Origin of the sequence: Tardiphaga sp. 768_D3_N2_1, assembly GCF_052076105.1 — a bacterium.
Classification (GTDB): domain Bacteria; phylum Pseudomonadota; class Alphaproteobacteria; order Rhizobiales; family Xanthobacteraceae; genus Tardiphaga.
This window is the reverse complement of sequence record NZ_CP197245.1, coordinates 1996567-2020252: the sequence shown is the minus strand read 5'-3', so window position 1 is coordinate 2020252 and position 23686 is coordinate 1996567. Positions and strand designations below refer to the sequence as shown.

Sequence of the window (23686 nt, the reverse complement as noted above, 5' to 3'; positions counted from 1 at the left end):
CGCTTGCAGGACGAATGCTTACCTGAAGCCGATCAGGAACGCATCGAGGCAGTCCTGTATCGCATCGATCCCGTAACCACCTTCCTGCACGACGAGCGTCGGCAGATCGAGTGATTTCATCTTGCTCCCCACGCTCCCGAAGTCCTTGGCGTCAAGCTTCAGGATGCCGATCGGATCGTCGCGATGGGCATCGAAGCCGAGCGCCACCACAAGGGCATCGGCGCGAAAGGCGCGAATGCGCGCAATTGCGGTGTCGAGCGCTGCGTTCATCTCGGCGCCACCAGCACCGGGTTGAAGCGGCAGGTTGAGATCGAAGCCCTCGCCGGCACCATGTCCGGTCTCGCTTGCATAGCCCGTATAGAACGGCACGAAATTCGTGGGGTCGCCGTGGACCGAGATCGTCAGCACGTCTGGACGATTATAGAAAATCTGCTGCGTGCCATCTCCGTGGTGAACATCGACGTCGATGATCGCCACCTTGCCGAAGCGGCTGCGCAATCGCTGCGCAGCAATCGCACTGTTGTTCAGGTAACAGAAACCGGTGCCGCGATCGGCGCGGGCGTGATGGCCGGACGGCCGGCACAGCGCGTAGGCGGCGCGGTCCCCGCCGAGGATGGCGTCGGCGCCAGTAACCGCTGTTTCCGACGAGCGCAGAATGGAACGCCAGCTATCGGGGCCCATCGGCACCGAAAGATCGCCGAGATACCATCCCACTTGCGCGATAAATCCGGTTGCCGGGCAATCCCGCCGTGCAGCCTCTTCCGGGCGCCCGCTCCAATAGGGGAAATATTGCGGCCACACTTCCGGTCCATGGTCGGGCAGTTGCGCCCAGTTCTCCCACGCGGTTTCCAAAAAACGCACGTAAGCCGGGGTATGCACCGTCAGCGCGGGCGCGGTACCGTATTCGGCCGGCTTTTCAGGCGTGATCCCGTGCCGCGCCAAAGCGCCGATCAGTCGCTCCGTGCGAACAGGCGAATCCTTGATGGGGACAAAACGGCCGTAGCGCATGAATTGCTGCGGCGAATGGATCGCCTGGTCAGGGTGATAGAAAGCGCGCATGGATCGTCCCTCTGTCCGTTCGGCCGGTCAGCCGACCGACGCCTCAGGGATCATTCGCATGATTGGTTTCTGCCGATCAATCGGCAGTCTGCGCAGCCCTCATGAGCACAGCGACATGGGCGACTCATTCGTGGGTGGATTAGCGAAACGTGATCCGCCGTCCTTCCGCCCACACATGCCGCCAGCGGATTGCGGCTTTGCCTAATCCGCCCGACAGTCTCACACCAACCGGCTCTGCGCCGCCGCCGCCTTGATGAAGGAAGCGAACAACGGATGCGGTTCGAACGGGCGTGACTTCAGTTCGGGGTGATACTGCACGCCGATGAACCACGGATGGTTCTCATATTCGACGATCTCGGGCAGCACGCCGTCCGGCGACAGGCCGGAGAATTTCAGCCCGTGCTTTTCGAGACGGTCCTTGTAGGCCGTGTTGACCTCGTAGCGATGGCGATGGCGCTCGGAGATCTCAAGGGCGCCGCCATAGACGTCCGAGACCTTGCTGCCCTTGGTCAGGGTCGCCGGATAGGCGCCGAGCCGCATGGTGCCACCGAGATCGCCGGCCTTGGAGCGCTGCTCCAGCTCGTTGCCGCGCAGCCATTCGGTCATCAGGCCGACTACGGGCTCCTTGGTCTCGCCGAACTCTGTGGAGTTGGCGTCCTTGATGCCGCCAAGATTACGCGCGGCTTCGATGACCGCCATCTGCATGCCGAAGCAAATGCCGAAATACGGCACGTTGCGCTCCCTGGCGAATTGCGCCGCGCGGATCTTGCCTTCAGCGCCGCGCTGGCCAAAGCCGCCGGGCACGAGGATGCCGTTGACGTGTTCGAGGAAAGGCGCCGGATCCTCGTTCTCGAACACCTCGCTCTCGATCCAGTCGAGATTGACCTTCACCTTGTTGGCGATGCCACCATGGGACAGCGCTTCGGTAAGCGACTTATAGGCATCCTTCATGCCGGTATATTTGCCGACAATCGCGATGGTCACCGCGCCTTCCGGATGGCGGATACGCTCGTTGATGGTGTTCCAGGTCTTCAGCTCGGGCAGCGCCTTCGGCGTCATGCCAAATGCGGCCAGCACTTCGTCGTCGAGGCCGGCGACATGATAGGCTTCGGGCACCGCATAGATGTTGTCGACGTCGCGGGCTTCAATCACGGCGCTTTCGCGCACGTTACAGAACAGCCCCAATTTACGACGTTCTTCCTTGGGAATGTCACGGTCGCAGCGGCACAGCAGGATGTCCGGCTGAATGCCGATCGAGCGCAGCTCCTTGACGGAATGCTGGGTCGGCTTGGTCTTCAACTCGCCGGCGCTCGGAATATACGGCAGCAGGGTCAGGTGCACGAAGACGGTGTCGCCGCGCGGCAGGTCGTTGCGCAGCTGGCGGATCGCCTCGAAGAACGGTAGACCTTCGATGTCGCCGACAGTGCCGCCGATCTCCACCAGCACGAAGTCGTAGCCGTCATTGTCCGACAGGACAAAGTCCTTGATGGCGTTGGTGACGTGCGGGATCACCTGAATGGTGGCGCCGAGATAGTCGCCGCGGCGCTCCTTGGTGAGGATGTCCTGATAAATGCGCCCGGTGGTGATGTTGTCCTGCTTGGTGGCAGGCCGTCCGGTGAAACGCTCGTAATGGCCGAGATCGAGATCAGTCTCGGCGCCGTCATCGGTCACGAACACTTCGCCGTGCTGATACGGCGACATCGTTCCCGGATCGAGGTTGAGATAGGGGTCGAGCTTGCGAAGCCGGACCTTGTAGCCACGCGCCTGCAACAGCGCGCCTAACGCCGCTGATGCCAGACCTTTACCGAGCGAGGAAACCACGCCGCCGGTGATGAAAATGTACCGCGCCATGGGACTTAACCTTTAAAGCTCCGATGCCGATTCGCCAAAACGAATCGCAGCCGTCAGCCGAGTTTCGGTGAGGCTGTGGGTGACTAGAAAAACGAAATGATTGCAGCCCCTTGATGGGATCTGCTGATGCAGGACGGTAGTCCCCGTCCTGCATGGCCCCTCTGCTTTATTGCGAGCGTGGCGGTGCCGGCGCTGCAGGAGCCTGCTGTTCGTCGGATTTCTTCAGCGTATCCAGCAGACCGCCCGAAGTCGGCGGAGCGAGCGGCGAACCCGGCTGCGAGACCGGCGCGGTCGAGCCCGGCAGGATCGACGTCGGCTTGCGCTCATAGGTCGCCAGCCAGGACAGGAACAGGCTGGTCAGGAAGAAGCCCACCGCAAGGACGCCGGTGGTGCGGGTCAGCAGGTTCGCCGTACCGCGGCTGGACATGAAACCGCCACCGCCGCCGCCACCGACGCCCAGGCCGCCGCCTTCGGACTTCTGCAGCAGCACCGCCCCGATCAGGGCCGCGACGATCATGAGGTGGATAACGATAATGACGCTTTGCATCGTGTCCTTCCATCGCAAGCACGCAGCGCCGATCGCCGGCTGCAGTCTGAGAGCTTGCGGGGTTTGAATCCAGCGGTGTCTACACGATCAACCGGGGGATTGTCACCCCCGCGCCGACCGGTCCGGACTGCAAATTGCAGCATTCCGTGGGAGTTAGGGGCAGGCCGCCGCGATCGCAAGGAAATCGGCCGCCTTCAGGCTGGCGCCACCCACCAGCGCACCGTTCACGTGAGGAACCGCCATCAACTCCCTGGCGTTGGATGGCTTGACCGAACCGCCATACAGGATGCGGATCGAGGCCCCCTCATTCTTAAAGCGTTCAGTCAAACGATCGCGGATAAACTTATGAATTTGCTCGACATCCTGGGCTGTCGGGGTCAATCCGGTGCCGATCGCCCACACCGGTTCATAGGCCACGATCAGGTTGCCCGAAGTGGCATCGTCCGGCAGCGAGCCCTGGAGCTGGGTGCCGCAGACATCGAGGGTCTTGCCGGCATCACGTTCGGCCTGGGTCTCACCGATACAGACGATGGCAGTGAGCCCGGCGCGCCAGACGGCCAGCGCCTTTTCGCGAACCACGGCATCGGTCTCGCCATGATCGGCGCGGCGCTCGGAATGTCCAACGATAACAGCAGTCGCTCCGGCATCGGCCAGCATCTCGGGCGCGATATCGCCGGTATGCGCTCCTGAGACTTTCTGGTGACAATCCTGCGCCCCGACCGTGACGACATGGCTCCCTTCCTGACCAAAGCTCGATGCCTTCGACGCGAAATTCGCCAGCAGCGTGACCGGCGGACAGACCAAAAGATCTGCCTTGTCCAGTACATCCGGCGCACCGCGCAGGATCGCCTCGAACTCGGTCATCGACGCCTTGAGGCCGTTCATTTTCCAGTTGCCCGCGATCAGCGGCCGAACGGCATCAGTCATGAGGATATCCTGTCATTTGAAAGAGGTTGTTTGAGCTAACAGAGGCGCTCCATCAGCTCAAGCCGACTTGGAGTTCAGGCAGACTTGGAGTTCAGGCAGGTTTCGTGACCCGCAACCCGCGCTCCTGCTTGATCTGCTCAGCCGTGAGGTCCGGGGCCGAGGGATCGAACTTGCTCCAGCCCGTTGAGGCCAGATCACTGCGGCGCTTGGCAATATCGACCGAAGATGGATGCAGCAGCGCCTCCAGCCTGTCCTTGTCCGCCTTCTCGACCCTGGCGCTGACGAGGCTGCCACCGCGGCGGATGCTCTCGGCATAGACCTCGGCATCGTTCACGGCGACGCCGGCTTCGGCCAGCATCCCGATTACGCCGCCGGCAGCACCTGCCGCCACCGCGCCGGTCGCTGCAGCGGCTAGCCATCCCGCCGCGACCACCGGCCCGAGGCCGGGAATCGCCAGCAGTCCGAGACCAGCCAATAGTCCGCCGACCCCGCCAAAGCCGGCACCGATCGCGGCACCCTTGCTGGCGCCTGCGGCATAGTCGGGCGCATACCATTTGTCGGCGTTGTTCGCGATGATGCTGATGTCGTCCTGGGCCACACCAGCCTCATGCAGACTGACCACGGCCTTCTGTGCGTCCGCGTAGTCGTCGAACAGCCGGGAGATCGTCACCTTGCTCATCGCGCTATCCCCGCCGTCATTCCGGATTCGCCGAGACGTTGCCCTTGTAATCGACACTGACATGGACCTTCTTGGACCCGCTCATCGCGGTGCCGCGCCAGATGCCCTGGCTGTCGTTCACAAGCGGCGAGATTTCAGCATAGCCTTGTGACTCCAAAGACTTGCGAGCCTGTCCTTCGGTAAAACTATTGGCGCCGGGAAATGGCGGCGTCTCTGCTTTCGAATTCGTAGTCTCGGTCACAGTGGGATTTTGCGTCGCCGGATTCTGCTGCGCACCTGCCGGCGTCAACGCCATCCAGACGCCGCAGGCGGCTACTCCCGATCGCCAACCGATCCGCATGATCACTCCCGGCAGGCCTGAACGCCTCGCTCAACAAAGCGGCAGCGGGCCGGAAAGTTCCCTATGCCGCTAATGCCTCGCGATAGCGCCGGAAACCGCTTCAATCCGCCCCGTCCCAGCCGGTTGCGACCCGGCTTTTGCCACTTTATGATGCGCCTTCTATTTGGCGACGCCCTCCGGCCCCCGGCTGCTGGTGCGAGCCGATTCCCCTCCTGACAGATAAGAAGACCCTATGCTTCGAGGAATGCGCAAAGCGTCATCCAACTGGATTGGCAAGACGATTATGGCCGTCGTGATGGGCGTGCTGATTGTCAGCTTCGGCATCTGGGGCATTGCCGACGCGTTCAAGGGCTATGGGCAGTCCAAGCTCGCCACCATCGGCTCGACCGAGATCACGACCGAGCAGTTCCGCCAGCTCTATAACGACAAGCTGCAGCAGATCGGCCGCCAGTTCGGCCGCCCGCTGACCTCGGATCAGGCCCGCGCTTTCGGCCTCGACCGCCAGGTCCTGCAACAGGTTGTCGCCGAAGCGGCCCTGGATGAAGACGCGCGTCGCAAGGGTCTCGGTGTCGGTGACGCCGAGGTGATGCGGCAGATCATTGCGGATCCGAACTTCCAGAGCCCGACCGGCGGCTTCGACGCACCGCGCTTCCAGCAATTGATCCGCTCGCTTGGCTTCACCGAACAGCGCTATATCGCCGAACAGCGCAAGGTCTCGCTGCGCCGCCAGATCGCCGGCACCGTCACGTCAGGCGTCGAACCGCCGAAGACGATGATCGAGGCGCTGAGCCGCTACCAGAACGAGACCCGCACCATCGACTACGTGAAGCTGGATGCTGCGCAGGCCGGGACCATTGAGGCGCCCTCGCCCGAAGCCCTCGCCGCCTATTTCGACGAGCGCAAGACCCAGTTCCGCGCCCCCGAATATCGCAAGATCGCCTTCCTCGCCTTGACGCCCGATGAGATGGCCAAGTGGTCGACGGTGTCCGACGACGACGCCAGGAAGGTATTCGAGGAACGCAAGGACAAGCTCTCCACGCCGGAGCAGCGCCAGATCTCGCAGATCGTCTTCCCGAACCTAGCGGACGCTGAAGCGGGCCGCGCCAGGCTGAACGATACGTTCAAGTTCGAGGACCTCGCCAAGGAACGCGGTCTGTCCGCTTCCGACATCGATCTCGGCATGGTTGCCAAAGCGGGCATTATCGATCCCTCCGTCGCCAATGCTGCCTTCTCGCTGGCACCGGACGGCATCAGCCAGCCGATCACCGGACGGTTCGGCGTGACGCTGGTCAAGGTCGGCAAGGTTCAGGCCGGCACGACGCCGAGCTATGACAGCGTTGCCGCCAACCTGAAGCGCGATATTGCCATCGAGCGCGCCCGTGCCGTCGTGTCCGACATGCATAACAAGATCGAGGACGAACGCGGTGGCGGCGCCAATGTGGTCGATACCGCCAAGAAGCTCGGCCTCACCGCCGTTACCATCGAGGCCGTCGATCGCTCCGGCCGTGCGCCGGACGGCCAGCCCGTCGCAGGCCTGCCCACAGGCGTCGATGTCGTGACCCAGGCCTTCAACAGCGATGTCGGCGTCGACAACGACGCATTGCAGGCCGGCGGAGGTTACATCTGGTACGACGTGCTCGGCGTTACACCGGCGCGCGACCGCACGCTCGACGAAGTGAAGCCGCAGGTCGAAGCACGCTGGCGCGAAGAGCAGATCACCACGCGCCTGCGGGACAAGGCCGTCGACATGGCGAAGAAACTCGAAGCCGGCGCCAAGCTCGCCGACCAAGCCGCCGCAGCCGGCCTCAAGGTCGTGACCTCCGCGCCGTTCAAGCGCGACACGAGCGATCCGGCTCTCTCCGCCGGAGTCATCCGGTCTGTCTTCCGCGGCGTCAAGGATTCGGCCGGACAGGCCCAAAATACGACATCGGGCGCCACACCGTCGGAATGGATCGTCTACCGGATCACCGACGTCACCGCACCTGCGGTCGACATGGCTTCCGAAGACGCCAAGAAGCTGAAGGAGACGTTGCAGCGCGGGCTGACCGATGAGCAGGTCGCGCAGTATGTCACCAGGCTCGAGACGCAGATCGGCACCAAGATCAACGCAGAAGCCCTTGCGATCGCCACCGGCGCCGCGAACAGCAACACCAATTAGGAAACCCACATCGTCATTGCGGACGCAGCGAAACCATCCAGAAGCAACAAGCAAAGGCTGGATGGCTTCGTCGCAGATGTCGCCTGCAATGACATGTGCATCACTCTGAAAGCATCCGATGGACAATCTCAGGGCAATCATTGCCAAGGTCGCGACAGGCGCCTCCCTCTCGCGTGAGGAAGCCTCGGCGGCCTTCGACAGCATGATGTCGGGCGAAGCCACGCCGTCGCAGATGGGCGGCCTGCTGATGGCACTGCGCGTGCGCGGCGAGACCGTGGACGAGATCACCGGCGCGGTTGAGGTGATGCGCGCCAAGATGCTGCGGGTCGACGCGCCGCCCGGCGCCGTCGATGTGGTCGGCACCGGCGGCGACGGCTCCGGCTCCGTAAACGTCTCGACCTGCGCCTCCTTTATCGTCGCCGGCTGTGGCGTACCGGTTGCCAAGCACGGCAATCGTGCGCTGTCGTCACGCTCTGGCGCGGCAGACGTGCTGGCGGCCCTCGGCGTCAGGATCGATCTCACGCCCGACGATGTCAGCCGCTGCCTGAAGGAGACCGGCATCGGCTTCATGTTCGCGCCGGCGCATCATCCGGCCATGAAGAATGTCGGCCCGACCCGCGTCGAGCTCGCCACCCGCACCATCTTCAACCTGCTCGGACCGCTGTCCAATCCTGCCGGCGTCACGCGGCAGATGGTCGGCGTGTTCTCGCGGCAATGGGTGCTGCCGCTGGCCCAGGTGCTGAAGAATCTCGGCTCCGAATCCGCCTGGGTCGTGCACGGCTCCGATGGCCTCGATGAGATCACCCTCACCGGCCCGACCTTCGTGGCAGCGCTGGAAAACGGCAACATCCGCAGCTTCGAGATTTCACCCGAGGACGCGGGTCTGCCGCGCACCGGTCCGGATTCCCTGAAGGGCGGCGACGCGCAGGAAAATGCGGCCTCGCTGCAGGCCGTCCTCGACGGCAAGCCGAGCGCCTTCCGCGATGTCGCGCTGCTCAATGCCGCCGCGGCCCTGGTCGTGGCTGGCAAGGTCAAGGACGTGAAGGAAGGCGTGGCACTCGGCCAGAAGTCGCTCGACAGCGGTGCTGCGCTGGAGAAGCTGAAGCGACTGGTCACCGTCTCCAACGCCAAGGTGTGAGACGACGATGTCCGACATCCTGACCAAGATCGAAGCCTACAAGCGCGAGGAAATCGCGGCCGCCAAGCGCGCGCATCCGCTCGCTTCCGTCGAAGCGCTGGCCAGGACTGCGCCGGCGCCGCGCGGCTTCATGACCGCGATCCACAAGAAGCTCGACAAGAACGAGTTCGCGCTGATCGCCGAAATCAAGAAGGCCTCGCCGTCCAAGGGGCTCATTCGCGAGGACTTCGACCCGCCGACGCTGGCCAAGGCCTATGAGGCCGGTGGCGCCGCCTGCCTCTCGGTCCTGACCGATACGCCGTCATTCCAGGGGCATCTCGACTTCATGGTCGCCGCCCGCGCCGCCGTCAAACTGCCGGTGCTGCGCAAGGACTTCATGTTCGACACCTATCAGGTCGTCGAGGCGCGTGCCCATGGCGCCGACTGCATCCTGATCATCATGGCTGCGCTCGACGATGCACAGGCACGCGACATCGAAGACGCCGCCATCGACCACGGCATGGACGTGCTGATCGAAATCCACGACCAGCCGGAGCTGGAGCGGGCACTGAACCTGCGCTCGCCGATGATCGGCATCAACAACCGCAACCTGCGCACCTTCGAAACCACACTGACCGCCAGCGAAACGCTCGCGCCGATGATCCCCCGGGATCGTCTGAAGGTTGGCGAGAGCGGAATCTTCACGCCGGCCGATCTCGCACGCCTCGAGCGCGTCGGCATTTCCACCTTCCTGGTCGGCGAAAGCCTGATGCGGCAGGCGGACGTGACAGCGGCAACGCAAACGCTGCTCAAGCGCGCGAACGGAACGCATTGATCATGGCCGGCAAGGCGAAAAAATCGAAGCAGGCCCCGACCCTCACCCACATCGATTCCTCGGGCGAAGCCCGCATGGTCGATGTATCTGAGAAACCGGCGACCGAACGCATCGCGGTGGCCGAAGGTCTGGTGATCATGAGCAAGGCGACGCTCGACATGATCGTCTCCGGCAACGCCAAGAAGGGTGACGTGCTTGGCACGGCACGTATCGCCGGCATCATGGCGGCAAAGCGCACATCGAATCTGATCCCGCTCTGCCATCCGCTGGCGCTGTCGAAGGTCACGCTGGACATCACGCCCGACAAGAAGCTGCCGGGCTGCCGCGTCCGTGCGTCGGTGAAGGTTACGGGCCCCACGGGTGTCGAGATGGAAGCGCTGACGGCCGTCTCCGTCGCATGCCTGACGATCTATGACATGATCAAGGCCGTCGAGCGCGGTGTCCGCATCGAGGGTATACACCTCGTCGAGAAAAAGGGCGGCAAGTCCGGGCACTATCTGGTGACGGACAACGCCGCGAATTGAATACCCCGCGGTCGCCCGGCATCAGCCGTAGACATACACGCGCCGCCATCGCCAGCCGTGATAAGTCCGCACCCGGATAACGTCATAGCAGTCGTCGTAATACGGATAGCCCGCATAGGCGTAGGACGAACCGAAGCCGATCGCAAACGGGGCAAAATTCCGGAAGTGGCGATTGTGGTGACCGAAGTGGTGGAAGCCTCGATTGGGCATCACAGCGAAGCGTGCTCCGCCTGGCATGGCGGCGAAACGAGTTGCGCCAAATCCGCCGCCGCGAATGCCGCCCATGGCTATACCGCCGCCATGGAAGCTACCTCCGTGGAAACCACCACCACCGTGGAAACCACCCCCGTGGCCACCACCACCGCCGTGTCCGCCGCCGCCGCGCGCGGAAGCATCCATCGGCACGGATGTCATGCCGATGGCCGCAATTGTGGCAAGTCCGATCAACATTTTCCTGAGCATGGCACACTCCTGTCGCAGGTGTGGGCCCCTATCCTCAGAACCCCGGTTGCCGCAAATAATTCCTGGTGATCGCCAGCGACATCGAACAAGTGACCGTCACTTGATCATCGCCCCCCCCTCGGCCATCGGTCGCAATGCTTCGACGAGGTCGCGAACTGTTCGAGATCGCGCATTCACTCATCGAGCTGCTGCCGCTGCGCAGCCATCTTGGCAGCGAGTACGACGCTCACTCCTCCTGAAGGTGCCAGAGCGCGCCTACCGAGTGGGCACGAACAAAAACCGGGACCGCGCGCGACATGGGGGGTGTTTGGCGGCGGTCCCGGGCCACATCAAACGACCAACCGGAGGATGAGACATCCAGGCTGGCGATCATGGCGGGATCAGCACTACCGAGCAGGACGAGGCCAAGTGTTAATACGCACTACTTAGTTACGCGCGCGCATTGTAAGTTTTGCAGTAACCTGAATAGGGGCGGATTTCAGCGATCGCTGTCATCACGATGCTCGCGCGCGAGATGTTGCCGGCTGCGCTGCGGCTTCATCTCGCTGACAATCCACGGCCCGATCTGCGCATTAAGATGACGCTCATATCGTTTGACCAGCAACCACGCAGCGGGCAGCAGCACCACCATCACCAATCCGACCACAATCGACATTCCAAATCCTTTTAATCAAAGGCTTTCGATGTGATTAGGTACGTGGAACAGCCTTTTAGGTTTGAAATAGCCCCCATGAATTTCTGCGGAGCAGTAGATTACCTACCGTTCCGCCAATCCCCGCAACTGGCCCATATCGATACCGGGAACGACAGATGTTGCCGGTATCGATGTGCAATAGGCTATTTGATCATCGGGCAACCGCCTTCAGCCATCAGCCGGAACGCCCTTTCGGCAGGGATGGTCGAGAGCAGCTTGTAATAATCATACGGTCCCTTCGAGTCCGCGGGCTTCTTGATCTCGAACAGGTAGATCGGATGGATGACGCGGCCATCGGCGCGGATCGTGACGTCACCGAACAGTCTGTCCTTGCCCTTGAAGGTCTTCATCTGCGGCACGACGACACTGGCATCGTCGCTGCCCTTGGCCGCCACCGCATTGAGATAGGCCAGCGTGGACGCGTAGACGCCCGCCTGGTTGGCGCTCGGCATCTTGCCGTTCATGCCCGGCCGCGCCGCGAAACGCCTAGCGAAGGCGCGGGTGTCGTCATCCATGTCCCAGTAGAAGGATTCCGTCAGCAACAGGCCCTGCGCGGTCTTCAGGCCCATGCCGTGAACGTCGTTGATGAAGATCAGAAACGCGACCAGCTTCTGCGGGCCGTCCTGCATGCCGAACTCACCAGCTTGCTTCACCGCATTGATGGCGTCGGCACCGGCATTGGCGAGGCCGATCACCTTGGCCTTGGAGCTCTGCGCCTGCAGCAAGAGCGAAGCGAAATCTGAGGTGCCGAGCGGATGCTTCGACGATCCTAGCACCTTGCCGCCGTTCTTCGTGATGTAATTCGTGGCTTCGGCCTCGATGCCCTGCCCCAGCGCATAGTTCACCGTGAGAAAGTACCAGTCGTCACCGCCCCGCTGCATCATCGCCGCGGCTGTGGTGTTGCCGGTCGCCCATGCGTCATTGACCCACTGGATGGTGTTCGGCGAGCAGTCCTTGCCCGTCAGGTCCGAGGTCGCCGTGGACGACGCCAGGAACGTCATTTTGGTGTTGCGGGCAATATTGTTGATGGCTAGTCCGACCGACGAATTCGGCACATCGACGATGGCGTCGACCTTCTCGACATCGAGCCATTTGCGCGCGATGGCGGAGCCAACATCCGCCTTGTTCTGATGGTCGGCATAAACGATCTCGACCTTGATGTTCTTGCCGCCGCCGTTGAAATCCTCGGCGGCCATCCGCGCGGCTTCCACCGAGCCCATGCCGTTAGTGTCCTGGAACACGCCGGAAATGTCGTTGAGCACACCGACCCGCACCACATCGTCGGACACCTGCGCCTGGACCGCCGTCGCCATCACGCAGGATGCCGCAGCAGCCAATACTGTCTTCAAACCCTTCATTGTCGTCTCTCCCCTCTCACTTTGATTGCGCGGCTCCGGACGTTACCGGTCGCGGTCTTGCTTGCGACCTACACCTGTCGCTCCGGCAGCCGGAGCACCAGGCCATCGAGCGCCTCGGTGATCTTGATCTGGCACGACAGCCGGCTGTTCGGCAGCCGCTCGCTGGCGACGCCTTCCAGCAACTCATCCTCGTCGCTGCTGACTTCCCCAGTCTTGCCCAGCCAGTTGTCGTCGACATAGACGTGGCAGGTAGCGCAGACCGCGCCTCCACCGCATTCGCCCGTAATGCCGTCGACACCATGCAGCAGCGCCGTATACATGGCGCTGTCGCCATCATTGGCGCTGACCGTCTCGGCACGGTTGTCGTGATGAATGAACGTAATGCTCGGCATGGAATCCTCAGGCAGGCGTGAAGGTGACCGGCAGGCTCTCCAGCCCGCGCAGCGTGTTGTTGAAACGGCGCTTGACCTCGCCGGTGATCTCAATCGATGCGACCTTGCGCGCCAGCGCAGACAGCATGACCTCCCCCTCAAGCCGAGCCACGAGCTGTCCGACGCACATATGAATGCCGGAACCGAAGCCGACATGGCCGGACGTCTTGCGCGTGATGTCGTAGCGCTCGGGATCGACCCAGCGGCGCGGATCGCGATTAGCGGCAGCCAGGAACATCAGCACCTTCTCGCCCTCGCCGACATGGCAGCCGCTGATCTCGACGTCGCGTGTCGTGGTGCGGAAGAAGGTCTGCACCGGACTCTCAAAGCGCACGGCTTCCTCGAAAGCATTACGCGCCAACGACAGGTCGCTGCGCAGCCGCGCGAATTCTTCCGAGTAGCGCGCCAGGCAATAAACGGCAGCGCCGATACCGTTCACCGTCGTGTCCAGCCCTGCCGACAGCAACGAGCGCACCAGCAGTGGCGCTTCGTCGGCGGTGATGTCGCCGGTGTCGACCCGCGCATGGATGCAGGCGCCGAAACCGCCGGGCGCGAGATTCTCCCGCTGACATTGCGCGGCGACATAGGCCTGATGCGGCGCCGAGCGTTCGATGGCGTCCTGGCGCAGCTGGTTCGGCGGACCGAAGGCATTAAAGACAAGACCGGCGTAAGGCAGCAGGTTCTCGCGGCCCTCCTTCTGCAGGCCCATCGCATCGGGGAACACCGAGAGTGGATAGGCTTCGGCAAGATCCGCGACCGCGTCGAAACTGCGCCGCTCCAGCAGTTCATCGACTTTAGCGTCAGCCGCTGCGGCGAAGCCGTCACGCAGTTGCTTCATCACCGCAGGCGACAGCACTTTACTGAGCACGGCGCGGGTGCGCGTATGCGCCGGCGGGTCGGCTTCGAGAATGAGGCTCTGGGGGCGCCACGGTTTCTCCCTGGCAAAGTCGCTGAGGCCCACACCGCGGCTCGAGCAGAACGTCGCGGGATCGCTCAGGACCGCATGCACTTCGGCGTAGCGCGCGACGGCGTAGACGTTCCATTTGTCGAGATAGACCACGGGCCCCGCCTCGCGCAGCACCTCGTGGGTGGGATGAGGGTCGGCGAAGAAGTCCATGGCAAATGGATCGACATCGAGATGGGCAATGGGTCGAGACGATGCGTCGTCCGGTACGCCTCCGCCAAAGGACAGCACCGGCGGGGCGTGGGACGCCCCCGTCGTGACCGCTGCAACCATGTGAACCTCCCGTATTTTCTTGTTGGCAATTGCGACTGCGTATCTCTATTCCTCAGATCTACGTGGGCTCGCCGATTTCGGCGGCACCATGCAGGCAGGATCGTGTTGCATGAGCAAGAATGGATCGGGGAAAACGGTTCGAAAGCCCGCCAAGACGAAAGCGACAAAGGTCAATGTCAGGACTGTCGCCACAAGAGCTCCTGCCGCCAAGGGCGGGCCGTTGCTCGACCTTGAACGCTATGTGCCGGCCTTTATTACCTTCATCGCGAACAAGCTCTCGCGCAACGCGACCGTGCTCTATCAGAAGCGCTTTGGCGTGAACGTTACCGAGTGGCGCATCATGTCGCTGCTGGCGATCGAACCCGGCATTCCCGCCGCGCGCATCTGCCACGTCATCGGCTTCGACAAGGGACCGGTCAGCCGCACGCTTGCCATGCTGGAAGAGCGCGGTCTCGTCGCCATCAATGCTGATCCCGACGACGCGCGCACCCATTCGATTACGCTGACCGCGAAAGGGCGCACGACGCACGACGCCGTCATCGTAACCGCGCTGGAACGCGAGCGAAAGCTGCTGTCCTGTCTGGATGAAAGTGAACGCGAAGTGCTGGTCGACTTGCTGCGGCGCATTCACGGCAATCTTGGCGCGGTGACCGGCTAGGCCACCAGGCGTTACACGCGCGTCATCAATCGCTGTCCCGCACAAGCGGTCCATCATCGTTTCTCTCCCTGTGGGACGCGGCAGTTGACTGCTCTCGTATGCGCCTCTCCGGAAAGGCTCTCACGAATTAGTTGCCTAGGCAACATAAATATCGGGACGGTTTGTCACGAGGGGACAAGGATTTTCTGCCACCATCCGCTAACCTGCGCCGCAGCACATTCGATACCGGAGCCAGAGGATAAAGATTACGATGCCGCTCATGCCAAATAGCGCCGACGCCCTGCTGTTCGATATCGGCCGCGTCGTGCTGGATATCGACTTCAACCGCGTGCTGGAAGTCTGGTCGGATCACGCGCGCTGCAAGCCGGATCATATCGTCACCCGCTTCACCCGCGGTGACGTGTATATGCAACACGAACGCGGACAACTCTCAGACGACGCATTCTTTGCGCATCTGCGCGACACGCTGACGATCGATCTGACGCCAGCGCAATTTCTCGAAGGTTGGAACGCGCTGTTTGTCGGCGAGATGCCCGGCATCGCAGACCTTCTTGCGCGCGCGTCAGCGCGTTGGCCTCTCTACGCGTTCTCCAACACCAATCCTGCGCACGTCGCTCATTTTTCGCAGCGGCATGCCGATCTGCTCAACCACTTTCGAAGCGTATTTCTGTCCTCTTCGATCGGCTTGCGAAAACCGGATGCGGAGGCATATCGGCATGTGATCTCGGAGATTGGCATGCCTGCCGACCGCATCGTATTCTTCGACGATCTTGCCGAAAACATCGAGGCGGCTCGCGCCTGCGGATTGCAGACCGTGCACGTGACCTCGCCGACATCCGTCGCCGAGGCCCTCAAGGCACTGGGGCTTTAAGCCCGCGAGATGCGCTGGAAGGCGATGCTGGTCAGCACACCGAGCAGCGCCCAGAACAGCAGGCTGGTCAGGACCGCCGCGACGACGAAGCTATGCGATAGGCTTTCCGGGACATCCGTATGACCAGCCGGCGCCTGCGGGGCTCCAATCAGATGCGGCAGGATGATTAGGCCAAGGCCGAGAATGGCGGCCCATGAGGCCTTGCGGAAGGCCAGCAGGCCGAGCCCGGCCGCAGTGGCGCAGGCGGTGCCGATCCACCAGGTCTGGCGCAGTGTGAGGTCAGCGACAGGCATCCCCGGCAATTCCGGTGGCAGGCCGAGGCCGGGCGCCGCCGTGAAGACGACGAAACCGCCGAGACCCCAGAACAGCCCTTCCCGCCAGCTCACGGCCCGGCCACGCAGCGCGAAGATGCCGGCCAGCAGCAAAGCGAAGCCGATGGCAGTCAGGATATTGGCGCCGGTAGTGAAGGCATTACGCTGCAAGCCCTCGGCAGGCTCCCACTCGGCCTCGTGGCTATGGGCGGGGCTGGCTGCGGCACCATGGTCGTGCGTATGCGCGGGCTGTACGGCGGCCGTCGGCGCCCCGGCCTTTCGCTCATAGACTTCGCTTTTCTGGATCAGCGGAATGGTGCCGACCATCTGGGCGCCGGTGATGGCAGCACCAGTGATCGCGCCAGCCACTACTGCCGAGAAAACGATCGACCTGAAAACGGACATGTCTCAGTGGCAGGGGAATGCGTTGGCGTGGCGCGTATCGTGGGCCGCATTGTGAACGGCGCTGATATGCGAGAAACCGACCACGCCGACGATAAACAGACCGAGCGCCATCGCCAGAACGGCCTGCACGACGACATTGACGTCGGTGGTAACGGCGGAAATCTGGGCGGTCTGGGTCTGTTGCATCGGAATCCTCGCGAATTAGACCCCGATTTTAACCGAGTTGCATCCGCGGCGCGACCGCTAATTTTGCATCGCGCGGGCAAGATCGCGGCTGGTCAGGTGGAAATTGGCATCCACCGCCACCCCTGCCCGCACCAGTTTGGCGCTGGCCGCCGCCTGAAACACTACCCGGTGATCGTGGAAATAGGCTGCACATTCCTCCGGCGACGGATAGCGCCGGAGCAGCGTCCGGAACGCGTGACGGTGCACCATGCACAGCCCGCGATGGCCGGATGGCTGGAAGGCCAGCGCATCGACATCGGCGCGCCAAAGCGGCGCATTATCGCCAGCGGAAACGTGGTCGGTCATGATCGCCGATGTCTATCGCGTTTCCCGGCGCCGCCAAAGTGCCGGTGGTTTTGCGTCGGCTCCCGCTCTCCGCTATGACGGGCGCCCACACTGCCGGAGACCCTGCCGATGGCCCTGATGCCGGTTACCGATGCCATGGCCGCGATTCTCGCGGGCGCCGATGCGCTGCCCGAGGAGATGGTGCCGCTGGAAGACGCGTTCCACCGCGTGCTGGCCCGCGACATCGCTTCGCTGCGCACACAGCCACCGGAGCCCATGTCGGCCATGGACGGTTATGCGGTACGCGCCGCCGATGCGACGCTGGGTGCGAAGCTGCGTGTGATCGGCGAAATTGCTGCGGGCAAACCATTCGATCGCCCCCTGCAAGCCGGCGAGGCCCTGCGGATCTTCACCGGCGGCGTGCTGCCGGCCGGCGCCGACGCCGTGGTGATCCAGGAAGACACAACACGCGACGGCGACGTCGTCGGGATCAACGAAGCCGCAATCTCCGGCAAGCATATCCGCCCGGCCGGTGTCGACTTCAACGAAGGTGACGTATTGCTGCGCGCCGGCACGCGCCTCACCGACCGTGATCTCGCTCTTGCCGCCGGCATGAACCATGCGGCATTGCCGGTGCGGCGCCGGCCCCTCGTCGCGATGCTTGCCACCGGCGACGAACTGGTGATGCCCGGTGCGATCCCCGGCCCAGGCCAGATCGTGCTCTCCAACGGCTTCGCGCTGCGTGCGCTGGCGCGCGCCGAAGGCGCCGAAGTGATTGATCTCGGTATCGCCGTCGACACGCTGGAAGCGACCACATCCGCCATTCAACGCGCGATCGATCTGAAGGCCGATGTGCTGATCACCACCGGCGGTGCGTCAGTCGGCGACCATGACCTCGTGCAGCAATCGCTGATCGATGCCGGCGTCGAGATGGCGTTCTGGCGGATCGCGATGCGGCCCGGCAAACCGATGATGCATGGACGCCGTCAGGAAATGCGCGTGGTCGGCCTGCCGGGGAATCCCGTGTCGTCCTATGTCTGCGGTTTCCTGTTCATGGTGCCGCTGCTGCGTGCGCTGTCCGGTCGAAACGACATCGCCCATGCAATCGAACCCGCAGTGCTCGGCCGCGATCTCGGGGCCAACGATCAGCGCGAGGATTATCTGCGCACGCGCCTCGAGACCCGCGCCGACGGCACTGTGGTGGCGACGCCGGTCATCAAGCAGGACTCGTCGCTGCTGGGGAATCTCGCTGTCGCCGGTGGACTTCTGATCCGCAAGCCATTCGCACCCGCGGCTGTGGCGGGCGATTCCTGCGCGATCATCCGGCTGCCGGTCTAGCGGCCAACAAGCTTTGACGGATGCCGCGGCTGGCGGAACTCCCGCCTCGCGGCATGCTCCCCAGACCTTTTTCCTGATTGAGATACCTTAACGCAATTTCAGTCACTGAATTGTCACGTAACGCAGCGAGAGATCGCAGCGAAACAAGATCGGTGGACAAATGGACTATTTCAAACGCTTCAATTTCCTCTTCGCGATGCCGACTTTCGAAGCCGACGATCTCGAGGGCATTCGCCTCAATCAGATCGTCGAGGAGATCGAGCGTTCCGGCTTCGAGGTCGTCAAGGCGCGCAAGCTCGAAGACGCCACCATCGCGGTCCAGACCGACGCGGCGATCGGCTGCATGGTGGTCGACTGGGGCAAGAAGGGCCTGGAAGGCAAGACCGCGGCGCTGATCAACCTGATGCGCAAACGCGGCCTGGACTTCCCCATCATCCTGCTGATCCGTCGCAAGCGGTTTGAGGACGTCCCGGTCGAGGTGCTCGATTTCATCGACGGCTATGTCTTCCTGTCCGAGGAAACCCCGCCGTTCATCGCCAAGAACCTGATCAGCCGGTTGAAGCAATATGCCGAGACGCTAAAGACGCCTTTCTTCGGCGCGCTGGTCGACTATGCCGAAGAAGGCAACCAGCTCTGGACCTGCCCCGGGCACAATGGCGGTGTGTTCTACAGCCGCAGCCCGATCGGCCGCGTGTTCATGGAACATCTCGGCGAAGCCGTGTTCCGCGACGACCTCGACAATTCGGTGCTCGATCTCGGCGATCTCCTGACCCACGAAGGCCCTGCTTTGCAGGCGCAGAAGGAAGCCGCGCAGATTTTTGGCGCGGAGAAAACCTATTTCGTGCTCAACGGCACCTCGACCTCCAACAAGGTCGCCCTGTCGGCGCTGGTCACCGATGGCGATCTGGTGCTGTTCGACCGCAACAACCACAAGGCCGCCTTGCATGGTGCGCTGATGATCTCGGGCGGCGTGCCGATCTATGTGCCGACGGCGCGCAATCCCTGGGGCCTGATCGGCCCGATGAACTGGGAGGCCACTGACGAGAAGGCTCTCCGCGAGAGCATCCGCACCAATCCGCTGGTCACGGATCCCGAAGCCTGGAAGCGTCCGCGCCCGTTCCGCGTCGCCGTCATCGAACAGTGCACCTATGACGGCACCATCTACAGCGCCGAGATGATCATCAAGCGCATCGGTCATCTCTGCGATTACATCCTGTTCGACGAAGCCTGGGCTGGCTTCATGAAATTCCATCCGCTCTATGCCGGCCGGTTCGCCATGGGGCTCAAGGAGCTCGGCCCGGATTCGCCGGGCATCATCGCGACACAGTCGACCCACAAGCAGCTGGCGAGCTTCTCGCAGGCGTCGCAGATCCACATGAAGGATCGGCATATCCGCGGGCAGAAGCGCCGTGTCGAGCATCGGCGCTTCAACGAGAGCTTCATGCAACACGCCTCGACCTCTCCGTTCTATCCGCTGTTTGCATCATTGGATGTCGGCGCGCAGATGATGAAGGGACGCTCGGGCGAAGTGTTGTGGGACGACACGATCCGCCTCGGCATCGAACTGCGCAAGAAGATGCGCGCGGTCCGCCGCGAATTCGAAGAGAAGGAAACCCGCACCGAGCGCCGTTGGTTCTTCGAACCCTTCGTGCCCGAGCGCGTCGCAATTCCCGATGCATCGAGCGAAGGCGCCGTTCACAACGTGCCGTGGGAAAGCGTTGGCACGGATCAGCTCGCCACCAATCCCTCCTATTGGCAGCTCGCCCCTGAGGCTGCCTGGCACGGCTTCCCGGGCATGGTCGCCGGCTTCGCCATGACCGATCCGAACAAGCTGACGGTCCTGACCCCCGGCTTCGATCGCACCACCGGTGCCTATGCCGACCACGGCATCCCAGCCCCTGTGGTCGCGCAATTCCTGCGCGAAAACCGCATCGTGCCGGAGAAGAACGATCTCAACTCGCTGCTCTTCCTGCTGACGCCGGGCGTGGAAGCCAGCAAGGCCGGCACGCTCATATCGGGCCTTGTCGCCTTCAAGAAATTTCATGACGACAACGCGCTGCTGGAAGACGTCATCCCGGAATTCGCCAGGCGCCGGCCTGTGCGTTATGCGGGCGTACGCCTGCGGGATCTGTGCGGCGACATGCACCGGTTCTTCCGCGAGGCCAATGTGAGCGACCTCCAGACCAGGCAGTTCTCCGCCGACCATCTGCCGGAGATCGCCATGTCACCCCACGATGCCGCGCGCTGTCTGGTGCGCAACGACGTCGATTACGTTTCGATCGATGAGCTTTTCGGGCGCGTCGCGACGACGCCGTTCGTGGTCTATCCGCCCGGCATCGCCACGATCGTGCCGGGCGAGCGCCTCACCGAACGGGCCAAGCCCATGATCGATTATCTGAAGATGTTCGAGACCTGCTTCAACACATTCCCGGGCTTCGACGTCGAAATCCAGGGCATCTACCGCAAGGTCGACGCCAATGGCCGGATCCGGCTTTACACTTACGTGGTCTCCGAATAGGGAGCTCGTAAGGAGCCTGATTTGCAAACGGAACTCGAACAGCCGGTCGTCATACGACCCTCGCGCGACACCGACGTCGATGCCATGCTGGCGATCTATCGCCGGCACATCCGGCAAGGCGTCGAGGAAGGCGTCAGCGACGCCGACACGCCGCAGCCCGACGATCTCAGAGACCGGCGCAAGAACCTGCGCAGCAAACGGTTCCCGCATCTCGTCGCCACGCAGGGCGGCGAGGTGGTCGGCTACGCCTATGTGGTGCTGTTCCGCAAGCGACCGGCCTATCGCTACACGGTCAAGCACTCGATCTATATCCACCACGGACATGTCGGCCGGGGCATCGGCCGCCTGTTGATGCGCGAATTGATCGACGTCTGCGCGGCCGCCGGCTTCCGGCAGATCATCGGCTATATCGATGCCGACAACACAGCCTCGCTCGGCCTTCACGACAGCTTCGGCTTTGCTCGCGTGGGCCTGCTGCCCGGCGTCGCCTATCGCTCCGGCCGCTGGGCCGATACGATCATGGTGCAGCGCTCGCTGGCAGCGGGGTCGACCACGCCGCCACCGCCGGTACCGTTTTCGGAGCGGATTCTCTAGACCACAGTCTCTCCGCCGTCATTGCGAGGAGCGTAGCGACGACACGTGCCCGTCGCTCACTTCCTGATCGGTACGCCCTTCGTCGTGAAGCGCTGCATCTTGCCGCCGGATCTCACCGGGCGCCGCGTGCCGCCGCCCTTGCCGGTGCCGACAGGTTGATGCGCCGGAACAAGCTGTTCGGGATGTGAGCCGATCAGATCGGCACGCCCCATCTGCTTCAATGCCTCGCGCAATATCGGCCAGTTATCGGGATCGTGGTAGCGCAGAAACGCCTTGTGCAGCCGGCGCTGCCGCAGGCCCTTGATGGCCTCGACCTTTTCGCTCGCGCCGCGCCTGATGCCGCGCAGCGGATTGACGCCGGTGTGATACATCGCCGTCGCGGTCGCCATCGGTGACGGCAGGAAGGTCTGTACCTGATCGGCGCGGTAGCGGTTCTTCTTCAGCCACAGCGCGAGGTTCATCATGTCCTCGTCGGTCGTGCCCGGATGTGCGGCGATGAAATACGGGATCAGATAGTATTTCTTGCCGGCCTTCTGCGCGGCCGCCTCGAACATCTTCTTGAAGCGGTTGAATGTGCCGATGCCGGGCTTCATCATCTTGTCGAGCGGGCCGCGCTCGGTATGCTCGGGCGCGATCTTCAAATAGCCGCCGACATGATGCGTGACGAGCTCCTCGATATATTTCGGGCTCTGCACCGCGAGATCGTAGCGCACGCCCGACGCCACCATCACCTTCTTGATGCCCTTGGTCTCGCGCACCTTGCGGTACAGGCGGATCAGGTCGTCATGCGAGGTATTGAGATTCGGGCAGATGTCCGGAAACACGCAGGACGGCAACCGGCACGCCTTCTCGATATTCGGATCCTTGCAGGCCATCCGATACATGTTTGCGGTCGGGCCGCCGATGTCCGAAATGACGCCGGTGAAGCCCGGCGTCTTGTCGCGGATACGCTCGATCTCCTGCAGGATCGATTTTTCCGAGCGGTTCTGGATGATGCGGCCTTCATGCTCGGTGATCGAGCAGAAAGTGCAGCCGCCGAAACAGCCGCGCATGATCGTCACCGAGAACTTGATCATGTCCCAGGCAGGAATCTTCTGATCGCCATAGGATGGATGCGGCGCGCGGGCATAAGGCAGATCGTAGACCGCATCCATCTCCTCGGATGTGAGCGGGATCGGCGGCGGGTTGAGCCATAGATCGCGGTCGCCGTGACGCTGGACCAGCGCACGCGCATTACCCGGATTGGCTTCCCGGTGCAGCACGCGGGAGGCGCGCGCATAGGCTTCCTTGTCCTGCTCGACCTGTTCGCAGGACGGCAAACGCACCACCGTGTCGCCGTTTCGGCGCGTGGCGCCTTCATCGGCAGAATCGAGATCGTCCGCGGGCAGCTCGGTGTAATTCTCGGGCACACGACGAAACAGCGCGACGCCGCGGATATCATCGAGATCGCGCGGCGCTTCGCCATCGGCTAGCCGGTGCGCGACCTCGACGACGGCACGCTCGGCATTGCCATAGAGCAGCAGATCGGCCTTCGCGTCAGCAAGGATCGAGCGGCGGACTTTCTCTGACCAGTAATCATAATGCGCGATGCGGCGCAGCGACGCCTCGATACCGCCGAGCACGATCGGCACATCCTTGAACGCCTCGCGGCAGCGCTGCGCATAAACCACGGTGCAACGATCCGGCCGCTTGCCGCCCTCGCCGCCCGGCGTATAGGCGTCGTCGCTACGGATCCTGCGATCCGCCGTGTAGCGGTTCACCATCGAATCCATGTTGCCGCCGGTGACGCCGAAGAACACGCGCGGCTTGCCGAGCGTCTTGAACGGTTCCGCCGAATGCCAGTCCGGCTGCGAGATGATGCCGACGCGAAACCCCTGCGCTTCAAGCAGCCGGCCAATGATCGCCATGCCGAACGAGGGATGATCGACATAGGCATCGCCGGTGACCAGCACGATGTCGCAGGCGTCCCAGCCGAGCGCCGTCATCTCGGCGCGGCTCATGGGTAGGAATGGCGCCGCCTTGCGCGACTGCGCCATGGACGGAACCCGGGACATCAATGGCTTTTCGGCGACAGCGACAGCAGCGTTGTTCATGGCGTCACGCATAAGACTCCGGGCTTTCGAATTCAACGCCTGACACTGCTCATAGAGCAATGAACGCTCTCGCGGCGTTGCCGATGCCGGGTCGTCGATGACTTCGTCATGCCGCGGTCTCTCGCGTCAAACACCAAAGCTTTAGGGCGAAATTAGTCATTGCAGAACA

The 23686-nt window shown here is 62.9% G+C and carries 24 protein-coding genes; 9 read left to right on the top strand and 15 right to left on the bottom strand.

The window, feature by feature from the left end; all coding sequences use genetic code 11:
- Positions 1–18 precede the first annotated feature (18 nt).
- From AB8A27_RS09255 to AB8A27_RS09230, 6 genes are all read right to left on the bottom strand, one after another.
- Positions 19–1059: a histone deacetylase family protein gene (locus AB8A27_RS09255; RefSeq protein ID WP_441241647.1), complete on the bottom strand. Its 1041-nt coding sequence runs from the start codon at positions 1057–1059 to the stop codon at positions 19–21.
- Between the two features lie 219 nt (positions 1060–1278).
- On the bottom strand, positions 1279–2910 hold the full coding sequence (locus AB8A27_RS09250) for a CTP synthase (RefSeq protein WP_092142420.1): 1632 nt from the start codon (positions 2908–2910) through the stop codon (positions 1279–1281).
- Positions 2911–3076: 166 nt separating this feature from the next.
- A complete protein-coding gene (secG, locus tag AB8A27_RS09245; protein WP_092142417.1) occupies positions 3077–3457 on the bottom strand; it encodes a preprotein translocase subunit SecG in 381 nt (126 codons plus the stop codon).
- 153 nt (positions 3458–3610) lie between these two features.
- Entirely contained in the window at positions 3611–4384 is a 774-nt protein-coding gene (gene tpiA / locus AB8A27_RS09240; RefSeq protein WP_441241646.1) for a triose-phosphate isomerase, read from the bottom strand.
- Positions 4385–4475: 91 nt separating this feature from the next.
- Entirely contained in the window at positions 4476–5063 is a 588-nt protein-coding gene (locus AB8A27_RS09235) for a general stress protein (RefSeq protein WP_441241645.1), read from the bottom strand.
- A 16-nt stretch (positions 5064–5079) separates the two neighbouring features.
- Positions 5080–5403 carry a PepSY domain-containing protein gene (locus tag AB8A27_RS09230; protein ID WP_441241644.1) on the bottom strand — a complete coding sequence of 108 codons (324 nt, stop codon included), beginning with the start codon at positions 5401–5403 and terminating at the stop codon, positions 5080–5082.
- A 232-nt stretch (positions 5404–5635) separates the two neighbouring features.
- Here AB8A27_RS09230 and AB8A27_RS09225 point away from each other — a divergent pair, with 232 nt between their 5' ends.
- From AB8A27_RS09225 to moaC, 4 genes are all read left to right on the top strand, one after another.
- Positions 5636–7561: a SurA N-terminal domain-containing protein gene (locus AB8A27_RS09225; protein WP_441241643.1), complete on the top strand. Its 1926-nt coding sequence runs from the start codon at positions 5636–5638 to the stop codon at positions 7559–7561.
- Between the two features lie 118 nt (positions 7562–7679).
- Positions 7680–8699, top strand: coding sequence for an anthranilate phosphoribosyltransferase (trpD, locus tag AB8A27_RS09220; protein ID WP_441241642.1), 1020 nt, complete (start codon positions 7680–7682; stop codon positions 8697–8699).
- Between the two features lie 7 nt (positions 8700–8706).
- The gene (gene trpC / locus AB8A27_RS09215; RefSeq protein WP_441241641.1) at positions 8707–9513 is read left to right on the top strand and encodes an indole-3-glycerol phosphate synthase TrpC; all 807 of its coding nucleotides are present in this window, start codon (positions 8707–8709) and stop codon (positions 9511–9513) included.
- Between the two features lie 2 nt (positions 9514–9515).
- Positions 9516–10037, top strand: coding sequence for a cyclic pyranopterin monophosphate synthase MoaC (gene moaC / locus AB8A27_RS09210; RefSeq protein ID WP_441241640.1), 522 nt, complete (start codon positions 9516–9518; stop codon positions 10035–10037).
- A 21-nt stretch (positions 10038–10058) separates the two neighbouring features.
- Here the strand turns inward: moaC and AB8A27_RS09205 are convergent, their stop codons facing one another.
- The 5 genes from AB8A27_RS09205 to AB8A27_RS09185 all read right to left on the bottom strand — a co-directional run bounded on the left by AB8A27_RS09205 (position 10059) and on the right by AB8A27_RS09185 (position 14099).
- A complete protein-coding gene (locus tag AB8A27_RS09205; RefSeq protein ID WP_441241639.1) occupies positions 10059–10499 on the bottom strand; it encodes a hypothetical protein in 441 nt (146 codons plus the stop codon).
- Between the two features lie 478 nt (positions 10500–10977).
- Positions 10978–11154: a hypothetical protein gene (locus AB8A27_RS09200; protein WP_158550327.1), complete on the bottom strand. Its 177-nt coding sequence runs from the start codon at positions 11152–11154 to the stop codon at positions 10978–10980.
- Between the two features lie 182 nt (positions 11155–11336).
- Positions 11337–12551 carry an ABC transporter substrate-binding protein gene (locus tag AB8A27_RS09195; protein WP_441241638.1) on the bottom strand — a complete coding sequence of 405 codons (1215 nt, stop codon included), beginning with the start codon at positions 12549–12551 and terminating at the stop codon, positions 11337–11339.
- 68 nt (positions 12552–12619) lie between these two features.
- A complete protein-coding gene (locus AB8A27_RS09190; protein WP_441241637.1) occupies positions 12620–12943 on the bottom strand; it encodes a 2Fe-2S iron-sulfur cluster-binding protein in 324 nt (107 codons plus the stop codon).
- Positions 12944–12950: 7 nt separating this feature from the next.
- Positions 12951–14099, bottom strand: a complete 1149-nt coding sequence (locus AB8A27_RS09185) for a cytochrome P450 (protein ID WP_441244863.1) — start codon at positions 14097–14099, stop codon at positions 12951–12953.
- Positions 14100–14328: 229 nt separating this feature from the next.
- On the opposite strand from AB8A27_RS09185, the gene AB8A27_RS09180 reads away from it, so the two are divergent.
- Together AB8A27_RS09180 and AB8A27_RS09175 are read left to right on the top strand one after the other, a co-directional pair.
- Positions 14329–14877 carry a MarR family winged helix-turn-helix transcriptional regulator gene (locus AB8A27_RS09180; RefSeq protein ID WP_441241636.1) on the top strand — a complete coding sequence of 183 codons (549 nt, stop codon included), beginning with the start codon at positions 14329–14331 and terminating at the stop codon, positions 14875–14877.
- Between the two features lie 250 nt (positions 14878–15127).
- Positions 15128–15748, top strand: a complete 621-nt coding sequence (locus AB8A27_RS09175; protein ID WP_441241635.1) for an HAD-IA family hydrolase — start codon at positions 15128–15130, stop codon at positions 15746–15748.
- Here AB8A27_RS09175 and AB8A27_RS09170 read toward each other — a convergent pair.
- From AB8A27_RS09170 to AB8A27_RS09160, 3 genes are read right to left on the bottom strand one after another with little or no spacing between them, the layout of a single operon-like run.
- Complete coding sequence (locus tag AB8A27_RS09170; RefSeq protein ID WP_441241634.1) at positions 15745–16464, bottom strand: CbtA family protein; 720 nt, start codon at positions 16462–16464, stop codon at positions 15745–15747. The two genes, AB8A27_RS09175 and AB8A27_RS09170, sit on opposite strands and share 4 nt — an antisense overlap.
- A gap of 3 nt (positions 16465–16467) precedes the next feature.
- Entirely contained in the window at positions 16468–16650 is a 183-nt protein-coding gene (locus tag AB8A27_RS09165; RefSeq protein WP_089264725.1) for a CbtB domain-containing protein, read from the bottom strand.
- Positions 16651–16707: 57 nt separating this feature from the next.
- The gene (locus AB8A27_RS09160) at positions 16708–16995 is read right to left on the bottom strand and encodes a hypothetical protein (RefSeq protein WP_441241633.1); all 288 of its coding nucleotides are present in this window, start codon (positions 16993–16995) and stop codon (positions 16708–16710) included.
- A 108-nt stretch (positions 16996–17103) separates the two neighbouring features.
- On the opposite strand from AB8A27_RS09160, the gene AB8A27_RS09155 reads away from it, so the two are divergent.
- From AB8A27_RS09155 to AB8A27_RS09145, 3 genes are all read left to right on the top strand, one after another.
- Positions 17104–18312 carry a molybdopterin molybdotransferase MoeA gene (locus AB8A27_RS09155; RefSeq protein WP_441241632.1) on the top strand — a complete coding sequence of 403 codons (1209 nt, stop codon included), beginning with the start codon at positions 17104–17106 and terminating at the stop codon, positions 18310–18312.
- A gap of 160 nt (positions 18313–18472) precedes the next feature.
- Entirely contained in the window at positions 18473–20830 is a 2358-nt protein-coding gene (locus AB8A27_RS09150) for an Orn/Lys/Arg decarboxylase N-terminal domain-containing protein (RefSeq protein WP_441241631.1), read from the top strand.
- A 21-nt stretch (positions 20831–20851) separates the two neighbouring features.
- Entirely contained in the window at positions 20852–21424 is a 573-nt protein-coding gene (locus tag AB8A27_RS09145) for an N-acetyltransferase family protein (protein WP_441241630.1), read from the top strand.
- A gap of 56 nt (positions 21425–21480) precedes the next feature.
- Here the strand turns inward: AB8A27_RS09145 and AB8A27_RS09140 are convergent, their stop codons facing one another.
- Positions 21481–23517: a YgiQ family radical SAM protein gene (locus AB8A27_RS09140; protein WP_441241629.1), complete on the bottom strand. Its 2037-nt coding sequence runs from the start codon at positions 23515–23517 to the stop codon at positions 21481–21483.
- Between the last annotated feature and the right edge of the window lie 169 nt (positions 23518–23686).

What these genes read in the sequence shown, in the direction of transcription:
- AB8A27_RS09255 (WP_441241647.1), bottom strand. Translation starts at nt 1,059, where the DNA reads ATGCGCGCTTTCTATCACCCTGACCAGGCGATCCATTCGCCGCAGCAA.
- AB8A27_RS09250 (WP_092142420.1), bottom strand. Translation starts at nt 2,910, where the DNA reads ATGGCGCGGTACATTTTCATCACCGGCGGCGTGGTTTCCTCGCTCGGT.
- secG (WP_092142417.1), bottom strand. Translation starts at nt 3,457, where the DNA reads ATGCAAAGCGTCATTATCGTTATCCACCTCATGATCGTCGCGGCCCTG.
- tpiA (WP_441241646.1), bottom strand. Translation starts at nt 4,384, where the DNA reads ATGACTGATGCCGTTCGGCCGCTGATCGCGGGCAACTGGAAAATGAAC.
- AB8A27_RS09235 (WP_441241645.1), bottom strand. Translation starts at nt 5,063, where the DNA reads ATGAGCAAGGTGACGATCTCCCGGCTGTTCGACGACTACGCGGACGCA.
- AB8A27_RS09230 (WP_441241644.1), bottom strand. Translation starts at nt 5,403, where the DNA reads ATGCGGATCGGTTGGCGATCGGGAGTAGCCGCCTGCGGCGTCTGGATG.
- AB8A27_RS09225 (WP_441241643.1), top strand. Translation starts at nt 5,636, where the DNA reads ATGCTTCGAGGAATGCGCAAAGCGTCATCCAACTGGATTGGCAAGACG.
- trpD (WP_441241642.1), top strand. Translation starts at nt 7,680, where the DNA reads ATGGACAATCTCAGGGCAATCATTGCCAAGGTCGCGACAGGCGCCTCC.
- trpC (WP_441241641.1), top strand. Translation starts at nt 8,707, where the DNA reads ATGTCCGACATCCTGACCAAGATCGAAGCCTACAAGCGCGAGGAAATC.
- moaC (WP_441241640.1), top strand. Translation starts at nt 9,516, where the DNA reads ATGGCCGGCAAGGCGAAAAAATCGAAGCAGGCCCCGACCCTCACCCAC.
- AB8A27_RS09205 (WP_441241639.1), bottom strand. Translation starts at nt 10,499, where the DNA reads ATGCTCAGGAAAATGTTGATCGGACTTGCCACAATTGCGGCCATCGGC.
- AB8A27_RS09200 (WP_158550327.1), bottom strand. Translation starts at nt 11,154, where the DNA reads ATGTCGATTGTGGTCGGATTGGTGATGGTGGTGCTGCTGCCCGCTGCG.
- AB8A27_RS09195 (WP_441241638.1), bottom strand. Translation starts at nt 12,551, where the DNA reads ATGAAGGGTTTGAAGACAGTATTGGCTGCTGCGGCATCCTGCGTGATG.
- AB8A27_RS09190 (WP_441241637.1), bottom strand. Translation starts at nt 12,943, where the DNA reads ATGCCGAGCATTACGTTCATTCATCACGACAACCGTGCCGAGACGGTC.
- AB8A27_RS09185 (WP_441244863.1), bottom strand. Translation starts at nt 14,099, where the DNA reads ATGGACTTCTTCGCCGACCCTCATCCCACCCACGAGGTGCTGCGCGAG.
- AB8A27_RS09180 (WP_441241636.1), top strand. Translation starts at nt 14,329, where the DNA reads ATGAGCAAGAATGGATCGGGGAAAACGGTTCGAAAGCCCGCCAAGACG.
- AB8A27_RS09175 (WP_441241635.1), top strand. Translation starts at nt 15,128, where the DNA reads ATGCCGCTCATGCCAAATAGCGCCGACGCCCTGCTGTTCGATATCGGC.
- AB8A27_RS09170 (WP_441241634.1), bottom strand. Translation starts at nt 16,464, where the DNA reads ATGTCCGTTTTCAGGTCGATCGTTTTCTCGGCAGTAGTGGCTGGCGCG.
- AB8A27_RS09165 (WP_089264725.1), bottom strand. Translation starts at nt 16,650, where the DNA reads ATGCAACAGACCCAGACCGCCCAGATTTCCGCCGTTACCACCGACGTC.
- AB8A27_RS09160 (WP_441241633.1), bottom strand. Translation starts at nt 16,995, where the DNA reads ATGACCGACCACGTTTCCGCTGGCGATAATGCGCCGCTTTGGCGCGCC.
- AB8A27_RS09155 (WP_441241632.1), top strand. Translation starts at nt 17,104, where the DNA reads ATGGCCCTGATGCCGGTTACCGATGCCATGGCCGCGATTCTCGCGGGC.
- AB8A27_RS09150 (WP_441241631.1), top strand. Translation starts at nt 18,473, where the DNA reads ATGGACTATTTCAAACGCTTCAATTTCCTCTTCGCGATGCCGACTTTC.
- AB8A27_RS09140 (WP_441241629.1), bottom strand. Translation starts at nt 23,517, where the DNA reads ATGAACAACGCTGCTGTCGCTGTCGCCGAAAAGCCATTGATGTCCCGG.